Annotated in this window: 24 protein-coding genes; 1 reads left to right on the top strand and 23 read right to left on the bottom strand. The window is 66.1% G+C overall.

Going from position 1 to position 13,636, the window contains the following annotated elements:
- Positions 1-168: 168 nt before the first annotated feature.
- Both rpmJ and infA read right to left on the bottom strand, forming a co-directional pair.
- A complete protein-coding gene (gene rpmJ / locus ACZ6JE_RS08360) occupies positions 169-285 on the bottom strand; it encodes a 50S ribosomal protein L36 (protein ID WP_043593327.1) in 117 nt (38 codons plus the stop codon).
- A 68-nt stretch (positions 286-353) separates the two neighbouring features.
- Entirely contained in the window at positions 354-575 is a 222-nt protein-coding gene (gene infA / locus ACZ6JE_RS08355; RefSeq protein ID WP_043593329.1) for a translation initiation factor IF-1, read from the bottom strand.
- 179 nt (positions 576-754) lie between these two features.
- Between infA and ACZ6JE_RS08350 the strand changes: the two genes are divergently transcribed.
- Complete coding sequence (locus tag ACZ6JE_RS08350) at positions 755-2,005, top strand: LCP family protein (protein ID WP_192061044.1); 1,251 nt, start codon at positions 755-757, stop codon at positions 2,003-2,005.
- A 54-nt stretch (positions 2,006-2,059) separates the two neighbouring features.
- Here ACZ6JE_RS08350 and map read toward each other — a convergent pair whose 3' ends face one another.
- The 21 genes from map to rplD all read right to left on the bottom strand — a co-directional run bounded on the left by map (position 2,060) and on the right by rplD (position 13,636).
- Entirely contained in the window at positions 2,060-2,893 is an 834-nt protein-coding gene (map, locus tag ACZ6JE_RS08345) for a type I methionyl aminopeptidase (protein ID WP_464318669.1), read from the bottom strand.
- A 5-nt stretch (positions 2,894-2,898) separates the two neighbouring features.
- Complete coding sequence (locus ACZ6JE_RS08340; protein ID WP_320477442.1) at positions 2,899-3,522, bottom strand: adenylate kinase; 624 nt, start codon at positions 3,520-3,522, stop codon at positions 2,899-2,901.
- Positions 3,519-4,841, bottom strand: a complete 1,323-nt coding sequence (gene secY / locus ACZ6JE_RS08335; RefSeq protein ID WP_192061042.1) for a preprotein translocase subunit SecY — start codon at positions 4,839-4,841, stop codon at positions 3,519-3,521. The genes ACZ6JE_RS08340 and secY overlap by 4 nt, the downstream gene beginning before the upstream one ends.
- A gap of 68 nt (positions 4,842-4,909) precedes the next feature.
- Positions 4,910-5,539 carry a 50S ribosomal protein L15 gene (gene rplO / locus ACZ6JE_RS08330; RefSeq protein WP_082475306.1) on the bottom strand — a complete coding sequence of 210 codons (630 nt, stop codon included), beginning with the start codon at positions 5,537-5,539 and terminating at the stop codon, positions 4,910-4,912.
- Entirely contained in the window at positions 5,539-5,724 is a 186-nt protein-coding gene (rpmD, locus tag ACZ6JE_RS08325; RefSeq protein WP_055799925.1) for a 50S ribosomal protein L30, read from the bottom strand. Before rpmD ends, rplO begins: the two co-directional genes overlap by 1 nt.
- On the bottom strand, positions 5,724-6,482 hold the full coding sequence (gene rpsE / locus ACZ6JE_RS08320; RefSeq protein ID WP_243214132.1) for a 30S ribosomal protein S5: 759 nt from the start codon (positions 6,480-6,482) through the stop codon (positions 5,724-5,726). The genes rpmD and rpsE overlap by 1 nt, the downstream gene beginning before the upstream one ends.
- Entirely contained in the window at positions 6,479-6,850 is a 372-nt protein-coding gene (rplR, locus tag ACZ6JE_RS08315; RefSeq protein ID WP_192061041.1) for a 50S ribosomal protein L18, read from the bottom strand. The genes rpsE and rplR overlap by 4 nt, the downstream gene beginning before the upstream one ends.
- 2 nt (positions 6,851-6,852) lie before the next feature.
- Positions 6,853-7,389 carry a 50S ribosomal protein L6 gene (gene rplF, locus ACZ6JE_RS08310; RefSeq protein ID WP_320477441.1) on the bottom strand — a complete coding sequence of 179 codons (537 nt, stop codon included), beginning with the start codon at positions 7,387-7,389 and terminating at the stop codon, positions 6,853-6,855.
- 6 nt (positions 7,390-7,395) lie between these two features.
- On the bottom strand, positions 7,396-7,794 hold the full coding sequence (rpsH, locus tag ACZ6JE_RS08305; RefSeq protein ID WP_192061039.1) for a 30S ribosomal protein S8: 399 nt from the start codon (positions 7,792-7,794) through the stop codon (positions 7,396-7,398).
- Positions 7,795-7,935: 141 nt separating this feature from the next.
- On the bottom strand, positions 7,936-8,517 hold the full coding sequence (gene rplE / locus ACZ6JE_RS08300) for a 50S ribosomal protein L5 (RefSeq protein WP_464318668.1): 582 nt from the start codon (positions 8,515-8,517) through the stop codon (positions 7,936-7,938).
- Positions 8,517-8,876: a 50S ribosomal protein L24 gene (rplX, locus tag ACZ6JE_RS08295; RefSeq protein ID WP_192061037.1), complete on the bottom strand. Its 360-nt coding sequence runs from the start codon at positions 8,874-8,876 to the stop codon at positions 8,517-8,519. Before rplX ends, rplE begins: the two co-directional genes overlap by 1 nt.
- Positions 8,877-8,879: 3 nt before the next feature.
- Positions 8,880-9,248 (bottom strand): 50S ribosomal protein L14, encoded by a 369-nt coding sequence (rplN, locus tag ACZ6JE_RS08290; RefSeq protein ID WP_043593350.1) that lies wholly within the window; start codon positions 9,246-9,248, stop codon positions 8,880-8,882.
- 34 nt (positions 9,249-9,282) lie between these two features.
- Complete coding sequence (gene rpsQ, locus ACZ6JE_RS08285) at positions 9,283-9,579, bottom strand: 30S ribosomal protein S17 (protein WP_055799902.1); 297 nt, start codon at positions 9,577-9,579, stop codon at positions 9,283-9,285.
- Positions 9,579-9,908: a 50S ribosomal protein L29 gene (gene rpmC, locus ACZ6JE_RS08280; protein ID WP_192061036.1), complete on the bottom strand. Its 330-nt coding sequence runs from the start codon at positions 9,906-9,908 to the stop codon at positions 9,579-9,581. Before rpmC ends, rpsQ begins: the two co-directional genes overlap by 1 nt.
- The gene (gene rplP / locus ACZ6JE_RS08275) at positions 9,908-10,327 is read right to left on the bottom strand and encodes a 50S ribosomal protein L16 (protein WP_055799897.1); all 420 of its coding nucleotides are present in this window, start codon (positions 10,325-10,327) and stop codon (positions 9,908-9,910) included. The genes rpmC and rplP overlap by 1 nt, the downstream gene beginning before the upstream one ends.
- A gap of 2 nt (positions 10,328-10,329) precedes the next feature.
- Positions 10,330-11,109, bottom strand: a complete 780-nt coding sequence (gene rpsC / locus ACZ6JE_RS08270; protein WP_043593357.1) for a 30S ribosomal protein S3 — start codon at positions 11,107-11,109, stop codon at positions 10,330-10,332.
- Positions 11,109-11,501, bottom strand: coding sequence for a 50S ribosomal protein L22 (rplV, locus tag ACZ6JE_RS08265; protein ID WP_055799894.1), 393 nt, complete (start codon positions 11,499-11,501; stop codon positions 11,109-11,111). Before rplV ends, rpsC begins: the two co-directional genes overlap by 1 nt.
- Before the next feature lie 24 nt (positions 11,502-11,525).
- Positions 11,526-11,807, bottom strand: coding sequence for a 30S ribosomal protein S19 (gene rpsS / locus ACZ6JE_RS08260; protein WP_123355173.1), 282 nt, complete (start codon positions 11,805-11,807; stop codon positions 11,526-11,528).
- A 12-nt stretch (positions 11,808-11,819) separates the two neighbouring features.
- The gene (rplB, locus tag ACZ6JE_RS08255; RefSeq protein WP_192061035.1) at positions 11,820-12,659 is read right to left on the bottom strand and encodes a 50S ribosomal protein L2; all 840 of its coding nucleotides are present in this window, start codon (positions 12,657-12,659) and stop codon (positions 11,820-11,822) included.
- An 18-nt stretch (positions 12,660-12,677) separates the two neighbouring features.
- Positions 12,678-12,977, bottom strand: coding sequence for a 50S ribosomal protein L23 (gene rplW, locus ACZ6JE_RS08250; protein WP_055799883.1), 300 nt, complete (start codon positions 12,975-12,977; stop codon positions 12,678-12,680).
- Entirely contained in the window at positions 12,974-13,636 is a 663-nt protein-coding gene (gene rplD / locus ACZ6JE_RS08245) for a 50S ribosomal protein L4 (protein ID WP_192061034.1), read from the bottom strand. Before rplD ends, rplW begins: the two co-directional genes overlap by 4 nt.

Below are 13,636 nucleotides of genomic sequence, written 5' to 3'. Positions count from 1 at the left end.
TCCTCAGAGAGTGGTGGAGGTCTGTCACAGCACCGGTGCCCGGGCCTCCGCCCCGGGGTGTCCCCGCGACCGCCGGAGCGTTCGTGGTTCTGGTGCTGCTTTGTCGATGTTGCTGTGGGCCGGCTCACCGGCCCGGCATCTTCAGACCGCGCGGACGCGGCCTGAGAGCTAGCCCTGACGCTGCTTGTGGCGCGGGTTGCTCTTGCAGATGACCATGACGTTGCCCTTGCGGCGGATCACCTTGCAGTGCTCGCAGATGGGCTTGACGCTGGGGTTGACCTTCATTGCTGATTCCTTGATCTCGCTGGCTTCGTGCCCCGCGGGTGCGCGGGGCCGTTCCTTTCCAGCACGCCCTACTTGTAGCGGTAGACGATCCGGCCGCGGGTCAAGTCGTAGGGCGAGAGTTCGACGATCACGCGGTCTTCGGGGAGGATGCGGATGTAGTGCTGACGCATCTTGCCGGAGATGTGGGCGAGAACTCGGTGGCCGTTCGTCAACTCAACGCGGAACATCGCGTTGGGAAGAGCCTCGATCACTGCGCCTTCGATTTCGATGACACCGTCTTTTTTGGCCATAGCCTCACTGTCGCTCAGGTTCGGGGGTGTTGGTCGTGCGGGGATGCGGTGCGCTCTGTCAGATGAAGCCGACACAAGACACCAAGGGTCGATCTTATGTGATGCCGCTATAGTTCAGCAACCTGCGTTGTCGATGCGACACGCCGGATCGTCGAGACATGCCGAGACAGGGAGCCCGAATGCCCGGACGAACCACTCCGACGAGCCCCCGCGGCATCGCCCGTCACGGGCGGCTGCGACGTCGAGGTCCGGTCCGCCCTCTGCTCGCCCTCGTGGCGGGTGGGCTCGCCGTCGTGCTGGTCAGCGGCGCATCGGTGGCGGCCATCGCCGTCCGCTCGGCCACCTCCGAGGTCTCGACGGTCGTGCTGGGCAACGAGGACACCGTCCAGGACGTCCGGATCTCCGAGATCACCGGCGGGGCGAACATCCTCCTCGTCGGCACGGACGTCCGAGCGGCCGACAGTCAGATCGACGCCGGCACGACTGACGGCGCTCGCAACGACGTGACGATCCTCGTGCACCTCTCGGAGGACCACTCCCAGATGAGCGCCGTGAGCTTCCCCCGCGACATGATCGTCTCCGTCCCCGACTGCACGGGACCCGACGGCACGTACTACCCGGCCGAGAGCCGCGTCCAGTTCAACACCACCCTCGATCGCGGTGGGCTCTCCTGCACGGTGTCCACGGTCGAGTCCATCACCGGGCTCGCGATCCCCTACGCCTCGGCGATCACCTTCGACGGCGTCATCGAGATGTCCAACGCCCTGGGCGGGGTCGACGTCTGCGTCGCCCAGCAGATCACGGACACGGACAGCGGCCTGGACCTCTCCCCCGGGACGCACTCCCTGCAGGGCGTCGACGCTCTGGCGTTCCTGCGCACCCGTCACGGCGTCGGCGACGGGAGCGACCTCGCGCGGATCAGCTCCCAGCAGGTCTTCCTGTCGGCCATGATGCGGCAGATCCTCTCCGTCGGCACGCTGTCCAACCCGGCGACGCTCTACAAGCTCGCCTCCGCGGCGCTCAGCAACATGGAGCTCTCGTCGACGCTGAACTCCCCCGACACGCTCGTGCAGCTGGCCTACGCCGCACGGGATCTCTCGCCGGCCGAGATCGTCTTCGTCCAGTACCCCGTCGTCGACGACCCCTACGACTCGAACCGGGTCGTGGCGTCCGAAGCCGATGCGGCGACGTTGAACGCGGCGCTGGCGGCCGACACCAAGTTCACGGTCGGCGACGAGAGCAACGGTCGCGCATCCGTCGCTCAGGATCCCAGCGCGGCGCCTTCCGCGCCCGCCAGCCCGTCGACTCCTGCGGCCGACGCGGAGGCCGCGCCCACGGCACCTGCCACCGAGGCGCCCGTCTCGACGCTGCCCTCGACCATCTCCGGGCAGACCGCAGCGGAAGAGACCTGCAGCGTCGGCAACGGCTGATCCCACCGGACGGAGTGCTGGCTCCACCACGTCGGACGCCGCGCTCGAGTCGCCTCAGGCGATCGGGACCGGCCTGATGCCCAGCGGGGCGAGACCGGCTGCGCCGCCGTCGGCGGCGGTCAGCACCCAGATGCCGTCATCGTGGACGGCGATCGAGTGCTCCCAGTGCGCCGCGTCGGACGCATCGACGGTCGAGACCGTCCACTCGTCGGCACCCGTGACGGTGTCGATCGTGCCGGAGGTGATCATGGGCTCGATGGCCACGACGAGGCCGGGCTTGACCGAGGGGCTGCGCCCCGAGACCCGGTAGTTGAAGACGGGCGGGTCTTCGTGCATGGAGCGGCCGATGCCATGACCCGTGTAGTCCTCGATGATGCCGAACCGGCCCTGGCTCTCGACGTGGTCTTCGATGGCGCCACCGACCTCGTCCAGCCTGCGCGCCGTCGCGAGTGCCGCGATGCCGTGCCACAGAGCCTGCTCGGTGACGTCGTTGAGCCGTCGGCGCGAGGCGACGACGTCGGGACGCGAGGGATCGTCGATGACGAAGGTGCGGGCACTGTCGCCGTTCCAGCCGTCGACCTCGGCGCCGCTGTCGATGGAGACCATGTCACCCGCGCGGAGCACACGATCACCCGGCATGCCGTGGACGACCTCGTCGTTGACCGACGCGCAGATGGTGTGGCGGTATCCGGGCACCAGCATGAAGTTGGGCACGCCTCCCCCGTCTCGGATGACGGCCTCGGCTATGGCGTCAAGCTCTCGGGTCGTGACACCCGGTCGGATGGCCGCGGCTACCGCGTCGAGCGATTCGGCCGTCAGGAGACCGGGACGGACCATGGAGCGCATCTCGTCCCGGCTCTTGTAGATGCCGGGTCTCCGCAGACCCACGCGGGTCAGGAGGCCGCGGCGGTGGAGCGGAAGCCGCGCTCGGTCAGCGCCGAGTCGATGCGTGCCGCCACCTCGGCGATGCTGCCCAGACCGTCGACCTCGACGAGCAGACCGCGTTCGCGGTACGTCTCGACCAGCGGCGCCGTCTCACGCAGGTACACGTCTTGACGGTGACGGATCGCCTCTTCGGTGTCGTCTTCACGACCCTGCTCGAGTGCGCGCTTGCGGAGACGCTCGACGATCTCGTCGCGATCGGCGACGAGCTGCACGACGCCGGTGAGCGACTCGCCCCGCTCGGCGAGGTGGGCGTCGAGGAAGTCGACCTGAGCCATCGTGCGCGGGTAGCCGTCGAGCAGGAACCCCTCTGCAGCGTCGCTCTGCTCGAGTCGATCCGAGATGAGCTCGTTCGTCAGGCTGTCGGGGACGTAGTCACCGGCCGCCAGGATGGCCTTGACCTTGAGGCCCAGCTCGGTCTCGTTCTTGACGTTGGCACGGAAGATGTCACCCGTCGACACGGCGGGGATGCCGTACGCCTCGGCGATGGCCGACGCCTGAGTGCCCTTGCCGGCCCCGGGGGGACCCACGATGAGGAGGCGCGGGCTGATGTGTCCGTCGACACCGGTGCTCATCGGAGGAGCCCTTCGTAGTGACGCTGCTGGAGTTGCGAGTCGATCTGCTTCACCGTCTCGAGACCGACACCCACGATGATCAGGATGCTCGCGCCTCCGAAGGGGAAGTTCTGGTTCGCGCCCACGGTCGCCAGCGCGATCAGCGGGATGAGGGCGATGATGCCGAGGTAGAGGGCACCGGGGAGCGTGACCCGCGTCAGCACGTAGTCGAGGTACTCGGCGGTGGGGCGACCGGCGCGGATGCCCGGGATGAACCCGCCGTACTTCTTCATGTTGTCGGCGACCTCTTCGGGGTTGAAGGTGATCGCGACGTAGAAGTACGTGAACCCGACGATGAGCGCGAAGTACACGAGCATGTAGAGGGGATTGTCGCCGGACGTCAGGTTGGCCTGGACCCAGCTGACCCATGCGGGCGGAGCCGTGCCGTCGGCGGGCTGGTTGAACTGCGCGACGAGGGCGGGCAGGTAGAGGAGCGACGAGGCGAAGATGACGGGCACGACACCGGCCATGTTCACCTTGATCGGGATGTAGGTGTTGTTGCCGCCGTACGTCCGTCTGCCGACCATCCGCTTCGCGTACTGGACCGGGATGCGACGCTGGGACTGTTCGACGAAGACGACGGCGGCCATGATGACGAGGCCGACCGCGATGACCATGAGGAAGATCTCGAAGCCGCGGGCCTGGGCGATGCTCCAGAGAGCCGTGGGGAACCGGGCGGCGATCGACGTGAAGATGAGGAGCGACATGCCGTTGCCGATGCCGCGTTCGGTGATGAGCTCGCCCATCCACATGATGAGGCCGGTACCGGCGGTCATGGTGATCACCATGAGCATGACGGCGTACCAGGCGTCGTTCGTGATGAGCTGGCTGCATTCGGCTGCGCCGGATCCGCTGAACAGGGCGCCGGAACGGGCCACGGTGATCAGGGTCGTCGACTGCAGGATGCCGAGGGCGATCGTGAGGTAACGGGTGTACTGGGTCAGCTTCGCCTGGCCCGACTGGCCCTCTTTGTAGAGGGTGTCGAAGTGCGGGATGACGACCCGGAGCAGCTGCACGATGATCGACGACGTGATGTACGGCATGATGCCGAGCGCGAAGACCGAGAGCTGGAGGAGCGCGCCACCGCTGAAGAGGTTGACGAGCTCGTAGAGACCCGAAGTGCCGGTGTTGCCGGCGAGACAGAGCTGCACGTTCTGGTAGTCGACGAACGGTGCGGGGATGAACGAACCCAACCGGAAGAGCGCGATGATGCCGAGCGTGAACCCGATCTTGCGACGCAGGTCGGGGGTGCGCATGATTCGCGCGACAGCTCTGAACACGTGGTGCCTCCCGGTACGAGGATAGACGACTGATGGGGGTGGCCCTCTCGGGCCACCCCCTCAGGTGATTACTTGGTGACGGACCCGCCGGCGGCGACGATCTTGTCTTCGGCGGAGCCGGAGACCTTGTCGACCGCGACGGTCAGCTTGACGCTGAGGTCGCCCTGTCCGAGGACCTTGACCTTCTCGTTCTTGCGGACTGCACCCTTGGCGACGAGGTCGCTCACGGTGACGTCGCCACCCTGGGGGTAGAGCTCGCCGAGCTTCTCGAGGTTCACGACCTGGTACTCGACGCGGAACGGGTTCTTGAACCCGCGCAGCTTCGGAGTACGCATGTGGAGCGGCATCTGCCCACCCTCGAAGCCGACCTTGACCTGGTACCGGGCCTTCTGGCCCTTGGTTCCACGCCCAGCGGTCTTACCCTTCGAACCTTCACCGCGTCCCACGCGGGTCTTCGCCTTCTTGGCACCGGGAGCCGGACGAAGGTGGTGCACCTTGAGCACCTGGGGACGGGCGACGTCGTCGGACGACTTCGCGGCGGGAGCGGCCTTGGTGGTCGAACCCGTCGAAGCGGCGGCCTTGTCGGCAGCCGGCTTCTTGGCGGCTGCCTTGGGGGCAGCCTTCGTGGTCGTCGCCTTGGTGGCGGCGGCCTTCTTCGGAGCGGCCTTCTCAGCCGTCTCCTTCTTCTCGTCAGCCATTAGTCAATCTCCTCGACCTTCACGAGGTGGGCGACCGTGTTGACGTAGCCGCGGTTCTGCTTGTTGTCTTCGCGCACGACCGACTGGCCGATGCGCTTGAGGCCCAAGCTCCGCAGCGTGTCACGCTGGTTCTGCTTCTCGCTGATTACGGACTTGATCTGGGTCACCTTGAGGTTGGCGGCCATCATGCACCTGCCTTCGCGGTTGCTGCGTCACGCGCCGCCTGCTCTGCACGGACCATGAAGGCCGGCATGACGGCGTCGATGTCGAGCCCACGACGGGCGGCGACGGCACGCGGCTCTTCGAGCTGCTTGAGCGCCTCGACGGTCGCGTGAACGATGTTGATCGTGTTGGACGAACCGAGCGACTTGCTCAGCACGTCGTGGACACCGGCGCACTCGAGCACGGCGCGGACGGGACCACCGGCGATGACACCGGTACCGGCAGAAGCCGGACGCAGCATGACGACGCCGGCAGCGGCCTCACCCTGCACGGGGTGCGGGATCGTGTTGCCGATGCGGGGGACGCGGAAGAAGTTCTTCTTCGCCTCTTCGACGCCCTTGCTGATGGCCGTGGGGACCTCGCGGGCCTTGCCGTAGCCGACGCCGACGAGTCCGTTGCCGTCTCCGACCACGACGAGGGCGGTGAAGCTGAATCGACGACCTCCCTTGACGACCTTGGACACGCGGTTGATCGTGACGACGCGCTCCAGGAACTGGCTCTTGTCGTCGCGGTCACCGCGGCCGCGGCCACCGGCGTTGCGATCTCCGCGTCCCTGACCGCCACGGCGGTCGGTACGACCACCCTCGCGGTTGTTGGACTCAGAGCCGGCAGCCGTCTCGACGGGACGCTCGACGACGGCCTCGGCCGGAGCCTTGGTCGCCTCGGTCGTCGCAGTCGCCTCGGGCTCGGCGGGGGGTGTGGTGTTCGTAGCGTCGCTCACAGGTTCAAACCAGCCTCTCGGGCGCCTTCGGCGATGGCCGCGACGCGTCCGGCGTACTTGTTGCCGCCGCGATCGAACACGACGGCCTCGATGCCCGCTGCCTTGGCGCGCTCGGCGACGAGCTCGCCGACCTTGCGGGACTTAGCGGTCTTGTCACCGTCGAACGACCGCAGGTCGGCCTCGAGGGTCGATGCGCTGGCGACGGTGAAGCCCTTGCTGTCGTCGACGACCTGCACGAACACGTGCCGGGCCGAACGGGTGACGACGAGACGGGGGCGCTCTTCGGTGCCCACGACCTTCTTGCGCAGGCGGGTGTGACGGCGCTTGGTGGCGGCCGACTTGCTCTTTCCTCGTGTACCGAGACCCATGATTACTTACCTGACTTTCCGGCCTTGCGGCGGACGACCTCGCCGGCGTAGCGCACACCCTTGCCCTTGTAGGGCTCGGGCTTGCGCAGCTTGCGGATGTTGGCGGCGACTTCGCCGACGGCCTGCTTGTCGATTCCGACGACCGTGAGCTTGTTGTTGCCTTCGACCGTGAAGCTGATGCCCGCAGGCGGCTCGACGGTGATGGGGTGCGAGTAACCGAGGGCGAACTCGACGTTCGAGCCCTTGGCCTGGACGCGGTAGCCGGTTCCGACGACCTCGAGGCCCTTCGTGTAGCCCTGCGTCACACCGATGATCTGGTTGGCGATGAGGGTACGCGTGAGGCCGTGCAGCGAACGCGACTCGCGCTCGTCGTCGGGGCGGGTCACGACGACCGTGCCCTCTTCGAGCTTGGCTTCGATGGGGCTCTTCACGATGAGCGACAGCTCACCCTTGGGGCCCTTGACGGTGACGGCCTGGCCGTCGATCTTCACGTCGACCCCGGCAGGGATCGAGATGGGGAGTCTTCCGATTCGAGACATGACGAGTTACCACACGTAGGCGATGACTTCTCCGCCCACGCCCTTCTTCTGGGCCTCACGGTCGGTCAGCAGACCGGAGGAAGTCGACAGGATGGCTACACCGAGTCCACCGAGCACCTGAGGGATCTCGGTCGACTTCGCGTAGACCCGGAGACCGGGCTTCGACACGCGCTTGATGCCCTTGATGGAGCGCTCACGGGCGGGGCCGTACTTGAGGTCGATGGTGAGGGTCTGTCCGACGCGGGCGTCTTCGACCTTCCACGACTCGATGAAACCCTCGCGCTTGAGGATCTCGGCGATGTGGGACTTGAGCTTGCTGCTCGGAAGCGACACGGTCTCGTGGAAGGCCGAGTTCGCGTTGCGCAGTCTGGTCAGCAGGTCTGCGACCGGATCTGTCATCGTCATGCGATTGATCTCTTTCTCATCCGGTTTCGACATCCGGTACACCGGGTGCCGACCTGGACGATCGGGTGGTCGCAGAGCGAATCTCTGCGACCTCAGGGGAACGGTCGGCAACTCGACGTGCGAGTTGCCGACCGGACGATCTTACTTGGCCGAGTCGGCCGAACGGAACGGGAAGCCGAGCGCCTTCAGCAGCGCGCGCCCCTCGTCGTCGTTCTTGGCGGTGGTGACGACGGTGATGTCGAATCCACGCACGCGGTCGATGCGGTCCTGATCGATCTCGTGGAACATGCTCTGCTCCGTGAGACCGAACGTGTAGTTGCCGTTTCCGTCGAACTGGCGGTCGCTGAGACCACGGAAGTCGCGGATGCGGGGAAGAGCGAGCGACAGCAGCCGGTCGAGGAACTCCCATGCACGGTCGCCGCGAAGCGTCACGTGGGCGCCGATGGGCTGACCCTCGCGGAGCTTGAACTGGGCGATCGACTTGCGAGCCTTCGTGACCTGCGGCTTCTGACCCGTGATGGCGGTGAGGTCCTTGATGGCACCGTCGATGATCTTGCTGTCACGGGCGGCCTCGCCGACACCGGTGTTCACGACGATCTTGACCAGGCCGGGGACCTGGTGGACGTTCGTGAAACCGAAGTCGCTCTTCAGCTGCGGAAGGATCTCCGCGCGGTACTTCGCCTTGAGGCGCGGCAGCGCAGTCGGGGTGGTGGTGTCAGTCATCAGAGGTTCTCTCCCGACGCCTTGGCGTAACGGACACGGACGGTCTTGGTGACGCCGCCCTTGGTGACCGTCTCTTCACGGAAGCCCACTCGCGTCGGCTTCTTGGTCTTGGGGTCGACGATGGCGACGTTCGACACGTGGATGGGTGCCTCGTGCGTCTCGATGCCACCGGTCTTCGTGCCGCGCTGCGTCTGGCCGACGCGAACGTGCTTGGTGACGAGGTTGACGCCCTCGACGACCACGCGGTTGCGCTCGACGAGGACCTCGAGGACCTTGCCCTGCTTGCCACGGTCGCCGCCACGCGTCTGCGTCGCGCCGGTGATGACCTGAACCAGGTCACCCTTCTTGATGTTTGCCATGACTTAGATAACCTCCGGCGCCAGCGAGATGATCTTCATGAACTTCTTGTCGCGAAGTTCGCGACCGACCGGCCCGAAGATACGGGTACCGCGGGGGTCCCCATCGGCCTTCAGGATCACTGCGGCGTTCTCGTCGAACTTGATGTAAGAGCCGTCCGGACGACGGACCTCTTTCTTGGTGCGAACGATGACGGCTTTGACGACGTCACCCTTCTTGACGTTTCCGCCGGGGATGGCGTCCTTCACCGTTGCGACGATGACGTCACCGAGACCCGCGTAACGACGGCCGGAGCCTCCGAGGACGCGGATGGTGAGGATCTCTTTCGCACCGGTGTTGTCGGCGATCTTGAGGCGGGATTCCTGCTGAATCACTTGTGTCTCCTTCTACGCAAGCAGGCCGCGAGGCCTACTTCGCCTTCTCGAGGATCTCGACCAGGCGCCAGCGCTTGGAGGCGCTGAGCGGACGGGTCTCGCTGATCACGACGAGGTCGCCGACACCGGCCGCGTTGGCCTCGTCGTGCGCCTTGACCTTGGACGTGCGGCGGATGACCTTGCCGTACAGGGGGTGCTTGACGCGGTCCTCGACCTCGACGGTGATGGTCTTGTCCATCTTGTCGCTGGTCACGTAGCCGCGACGGGTCTTGCGGTAGCCGCGGGTCTCGACGGCTGCCGAGTCGACCTCGGTCTTGTTCTCGGTAGCCATTACTTCTCCTCGGCGGTCTCGACGGTGTCGGCGGCGGGCGCCTCGTCGGCGGCGGCCTTCTTGGTCGACTTCTTGGTCGCCTTGGGAGCGGCCTCGACGGCGACGGGGGTGGCACGGATGCCGAGCTCGCGCTCACGCAGGACCGTGTAGATGCGAGCGATGTCGCGCTTCACGGCACGCAGGCGGCCGTGGCTCTCGAGCTGGCCCGTGGCCGACTGGAAGCGCAGGTTGAACAGCTCTTCTTTGGCCTTCTTCAGCTCGTCGACCAGACGCTCGTCTTCGAAAGTGTCGAGCTCGGTCGGACGGAGCTCTTTGGATCCGATCGCCATTATGCGTCGCCCTCCTCGCGCTTGATGATGCGTGCCTTGAGGGGCAGCTTGTGGATCGCACGAGTGAGTGCCTCGCGCGCGATTTCGTCAGACACGCCGCTGAGCTCGAAGAGCACGCGACCGGGCTTGACGTTGGCGACCCACCACTCGGGCGAACCCTTACCGGAACCCATGCGGGTCTCGGCGGGCTTCTTCGTGAGGGGACGGTCGGGGTAGATGTTGATCCAGACCTTGCCGCCGCGCTTGATGTGACGCGTCATGGCGATACGAGCGGACTCGATCTGACGGTTGGTCACGTAAGCGGGCGTGAGTGCCTGGATGCCGTACTCACCGAAGCTGACCTTGGTGCCACCAGTGGCCTGGCCACTGCGACCGGGGTGGTGCTGCTTGCGGTGCTTGACACGACGGGGGATAAGCATGGTTACGCCTCAGCTCCTGTGGTGGCGGGTGCCTTCTGCTCGCGGGGAGCGCGGTCGCCCCCGCCGCGACGGGCACCGTCACGGTCGTTACGGCGCTCGGGGCGAGACGACTTCTGGTTCGCCTGCTCGCGTGCGAGCTCCTTGTTGGTGATGTCGCCCTTGTAGATCCAGACCTTGACACCGATGCGACCGAAGGTGGTCTTGGCCTCGTAGAAGCCGTAGTCGATGTTCGCGCGGAGCGTGTGCAGGGGCACGCGGCCCTCGCGGTAGAACTCCGAGCGGCTCATCTCGGCGCCGCCGAGACGACCGGACACCTGGATGCGGACACCCTTGGCACCGGCGCGCTGCGCGCCCTGGAGGCCCTTGCGCATCGCACGACGGAACGCGACACGAGCAGCGAGCTGCTCGGCGATGCCCTGTGCGACGAGCTGAGCCTCGGCCTCGGGGTTCTTGACCTCGAGGATGTTGAGCTGGATCTGCTTGCTCGTGAGCTTCTCGAGGTCGCCGCGGATGCGCTCGGCCTCGGCGCCACGACGACCGATCACGATGCCCGGACGGGCGGTGTGGATGTCGACGCGGACGCGGTCACGGGTGCGCTCGATCTCGATCTTGGCCACGCCGGCGCGGTCGAGCGAGGTCTTGAGCAGGGTGCGGATCTTCACGTCTTCGGCGACGTAGTCGCTGTAACGCTGGCCCGGCTTGGTGCTGTCGGTGAACCACCGCGACACGTGGTCGGTGGTGATGCCCAGACGGAAGCCGTACGGGTTTACTTTCTGGCCCATTACTTGCTCGCCTTCTTCGTAGCGTCGGCAGCCTCGACCTCATCAGGCGTCGCGAGGACGATCGTGATGTGGCTGGTGCGCTTCAGGATCTGGAAGGCGCGCCCCTGGGCTCGCGGCTGGAACCGCTTGAGGGTTGCACCCTGATCGACGAATGCACGGCTCACGTAGAGGTCCTGCTCGTCGAGGTAGCTGTTGTCTTTGTCCGCCTTGACACGGGCGTTGGCCATGGCCGACGCGACGAGCTTGTAGACGGGCTCGCTCGCACCCTGGGGCGCGAACTTCAGGATGGCCAGGGCCTCGAGGGCCTGCTTGCCGCGGATCAGGTTGACGACGCGACGGGCCTTCATGGGGGTGACGCGGATGTGACGCACGCGTGCGATCGACTCCACCATTTCTCTCCTCCTTACGTCGCCGCGTTAGCGGCGACGACCCTTCTTGTCGTCCTTCACGTGACCACGGAAGGTGCGGGTGGGCGCGAACTCACCGAGCTTGTGGCCGATCATGCTCTCGGTCACGAACACGGGGATGTGCTTGCGTCCGTCGTGCACGGCGATGGTGTGTCCCAGCATGTTCGGGATGATCATCGATCGGCGCGACCAGGTCTTGATGACGTTCTTGGTGCTGGCCTCGTTCTGCGTGACGACCTTGCGGAGCAGGTGGTCGTCAACGAAGGGGCCCTTCTTAAGACTGCGTGGCATCTTCTACAACTCCTACTTACGCTTCTTGCCAGCGTTACGACGACGGACGATGAGCTTGTCGCTCTCCTTGTTGGGGTGGCGCGTGCGGCCTTCTTTCTGGCCCCACGGGCTGACCGGGTGGCGACCACCGGAGGTCTTGCCCTCACCACCACCGTGCGGGTGGTCGACCGGGTTCATGGCGACACCACGGACGGTCGGGCGGACGCCCTTCCAGCGCATGCGGCCGGCCTTGCCCCAGTTGATGTTCGACTGCTCGGCGTTGCCGACCTCGCCGATCGTGGCGCGGCAGCGGGCGTCGACGTTGCGGACCTCGCCCGACGGCAGACGGAGCTGCGCGTAGGGGCCGTCCTTGGCGACCAGACGGACCGACGCACCGGCGGAACGGGCCATCTTCGCGCCTCCACCGGGCTTGAGCTCGATGGCGTGGATGACGGTACCGACGGGGATGTTCTTCAGCGGCAGGTTGTTGCCGGGCTTGATGTCGGCCCCGGCACCCGACTCGACGATGTCACCCTGCGACAGCTTGTTCGGAGCGATGATGTAGCGCTTCGAGCCGTCCATGAAGTGCAGGAGCGCGATGCGCGCCGTGCGGTTGGGGTCGTACTCGATGTGAGCGACCTTGGCGTTGACGCCGTCCTTGTCGTGACGACGGAAGTCGATCACGCGGTACTGGCGCTTGTGGCCACCACCGATGTGACGGGTCGTGATGCGACCGGCGTTGTTGCGCCCACCCGACTTGGTCAGCGGACGGAGCAGCGACTTCTCGGGCGTCGAACGCGTGATCTCCGCGAAGTCGGCGACCGACGAACCGCGGCGACCCGGCGTCGTGGGCTTGTAGTTACGAATAGCCATGTTTTATCCCTCTGCTCCCTAGCCGACAGCCGTGAAGATGTCGATGGAACCGGACTTGAGCGTCACGATGGCGCGCTTGGTGTCTTTACGCTTGCCGGTGCCGAAACGGGTGCGACGGGTCTTGCCCGTCCGGTTGAGCGTGTTGATGCTGTCGACCTTGACGTCGAAGATCTTCTCGATGGCGAGCTTGATCTCGGTCTTGTTCGACCGCGGGTCGACGATGAAGGTGTACTTGCCCTGATCGATCAGGGAGTAGCTCTTCTCGGAGACGACGGGCGAGATGATGACGTCGCGAGGGTCCTTGCCGTAGCCGCTCATGCGGAGGCCTCCTTCTTGGTCTTCGAGGCGACGAAGCCGTCGAAGGCGCTCTTCGTGAAGACGATGTCGTCGCTGACGAGCACGTCGTAGGCGTTGAGCTGGTCGTACGTGATCACGTGGACCGTGGTCACGTTGCGAACGCTCTTGCGGGTCAGCTCGTCGTCGCGGTCGACGACGATCAGGACGTGCTTGCTCGACGCGACGGACGCGAGGAGGTCGAGCGCGACCTTGGTGCTGATCGAGTCGGCGACGAAGCTCTCGACGACGTGGACGCGGGCACCGCGTGCACGGTCGGACAGGGCGCCGAGGAGGGCTGCGGCGATCATCTTCTTGGGCGTGCGCTGCGCGTAGTCACGCGGCTGCGGCCCGTGGACGATGCCACCGCCGGTCATCTGGGGGGCGCGGATCGAGCCCTGACGAGCGCGACCGGTTCCCTTCTGCTTGAACGGCTTGCGACCGGCGCCGGAGACCTCGCCACGACGCTTGGTCTTGTGGGTTCCCTGACGGGCGGCGGCCTGCTGGGCGACGACGACCTGGTGGATCAGCGGGACGTTGGTGACGACGTCGAAGAGCTCGACGGGCAGCTCGACGGTGCCGGTCTTCGAGCCGGTGGCGTCGAGGACGTCGACCGAGGCGGCCGATGCGGTAGTGGTGGCCAT

Source organism: Frigoribacterium sp. AC759, assembly GCF_979256015.1.
This window is presented reverse-complemented; position numbering and strand designations above follow the sequence as displayed.

Excerpts from the sequence above, each read along its gene's own strand:
- rpmJ (WP_043593327.1), bottom strand. The coding sequence starts at position 285 with ATGAAGGTCAACCCCAGCGTCAAGCCCATCTGCGAGCACTGCAAGGTG.
- infA (WP_043593329.1), bottom strand. The coding sequence starts at position 575 with ATGGCCAAAAAAGACGGTGTCATCGAAATCGAAGGCGCAGTGATCGAG.
- ACZ6JE_RS08350 (WP_192061044.1), top strand. The coding sequence starts at position 755 with ATGCCCGGACGAACCACTCCGACGAGCCCCCGCGGCATCGCCCGTCAC.
- ACZ6JE_RS08340 (WP_320477442.1), bottom strand. The coding sequence starts at position 3,522 with ATGAGCACCGGTGTCGACGGACACATCAGCCCGCGCCTCCTCATCGTG.
- rplO (WP_082475306.1), bottom strand. The coding sequence starts at position 5,539 with ATGGCTGACGAGAAGAAGGAGACGGCTGAGAAGGCCGCTCCGAAGAAG.
- rpmD (WP_055799925.1), bottom strand. The coding sequence starts at position 5,724 with ATGGCCGCCAACCTCAAGGTGACCCAGATCAAGTCCGTAATCAGCGAG.
- rplR (WP_192061041.1), bottom strand. The coding sequence starts at position 6,850 with ATGGGTCTCGGTACACGAGGAAAGAGCAAGTCGGCCGCCACCAAGCGC.
- rplF (WP_320477441.1), bottom strand. The coding sequence starts at position 7,389 with ATGTCTCGAATCGGAAGACTCCCCATCTCGATCCCTGCCGGGGTCGAC.
- rpsH (WP_192061039.1), bottom strand. The coding sequence starts at position 7,794 with ATGACGATGACAGATCCGGTCGCAGACCTGCTGACCAGACTGCGCAAC.
- rplE (WP_464318668.1), bottom strand. The coding sequence starts at position 8,517 with ATGACTGACACCACCACCCCGACTGCGCTGCCGCGCCTCAAGGCGAAG.
- rplX (WP_192061037.1), bottom strand. The coding sequence starts at position 8,876 with ATGGCAAACATCAAGAAGGGTGACCTGGTTCAGGTCATCACCGGCGCG.
- rpsQ (WP_055799902.1), bottom strand. The coding sequence starts at position 9,579 with ATGGCTACCGAGAACAAGACCGAGGTCGACTCGGCAGCCGTCGAGACC.
- rpmC (WP_192061036.1), bottom strand. The coding sequence starts at position 9,908 with ATGGCGATCGGATCCAAAGAGCTCCGTCCGACCGAGCTCGACACTTTC.
- rplP (WP_055799897.1), bottom strand. The coding sequence starts at position 10,327 with ATGCTTATCCCCCGTCGTGTCAAGCACCGCAAGCAGCACCACCCCGGT.
- rpsC (WP_043593357.1), bottom strand. The coding sequence starts at position 11,109 with ATGGGCCAGAAAGTAAACCCGTACGGCTTCCGTCTGGGCATCACCACC.
- rplV (WP_055799894.1), bottom strand. The coding sequence starts at position 11,501 with ATGGTGGAGTCGATCGCACGCGTGCGTCACATCCGCGTCACCCCCATG.
- rpsS (WP_123355173.1), bottom strand. The coding sequence starts at position 11,807 with ATGCCACGCAGTCTTAAGAAGGGCCCCTTCGTTGACGACCACCTGCTC.
- rplB (WP_192061035.1), bottom strand. The coding sequence starts at position 12,659 with ATGGCTATTCGTAACTACAAGCCCACGACGCCGGGTCGCCGCGGTTCG.
- rplW (WP_055799883.1), bottom strand. The coding sequence starts at position 12,977 with ATGAGCGGCTACGGCAAGGACCCTCGCGACGTCATCATCTCGCCCGTC.
- rplD (WP_192061034.1), bottom strand. The coding sequence starts at position 13,636 with ATGGCCACCACTACCGCATCGGCCGCCTCGGTCGACGTCCTCGACGCC.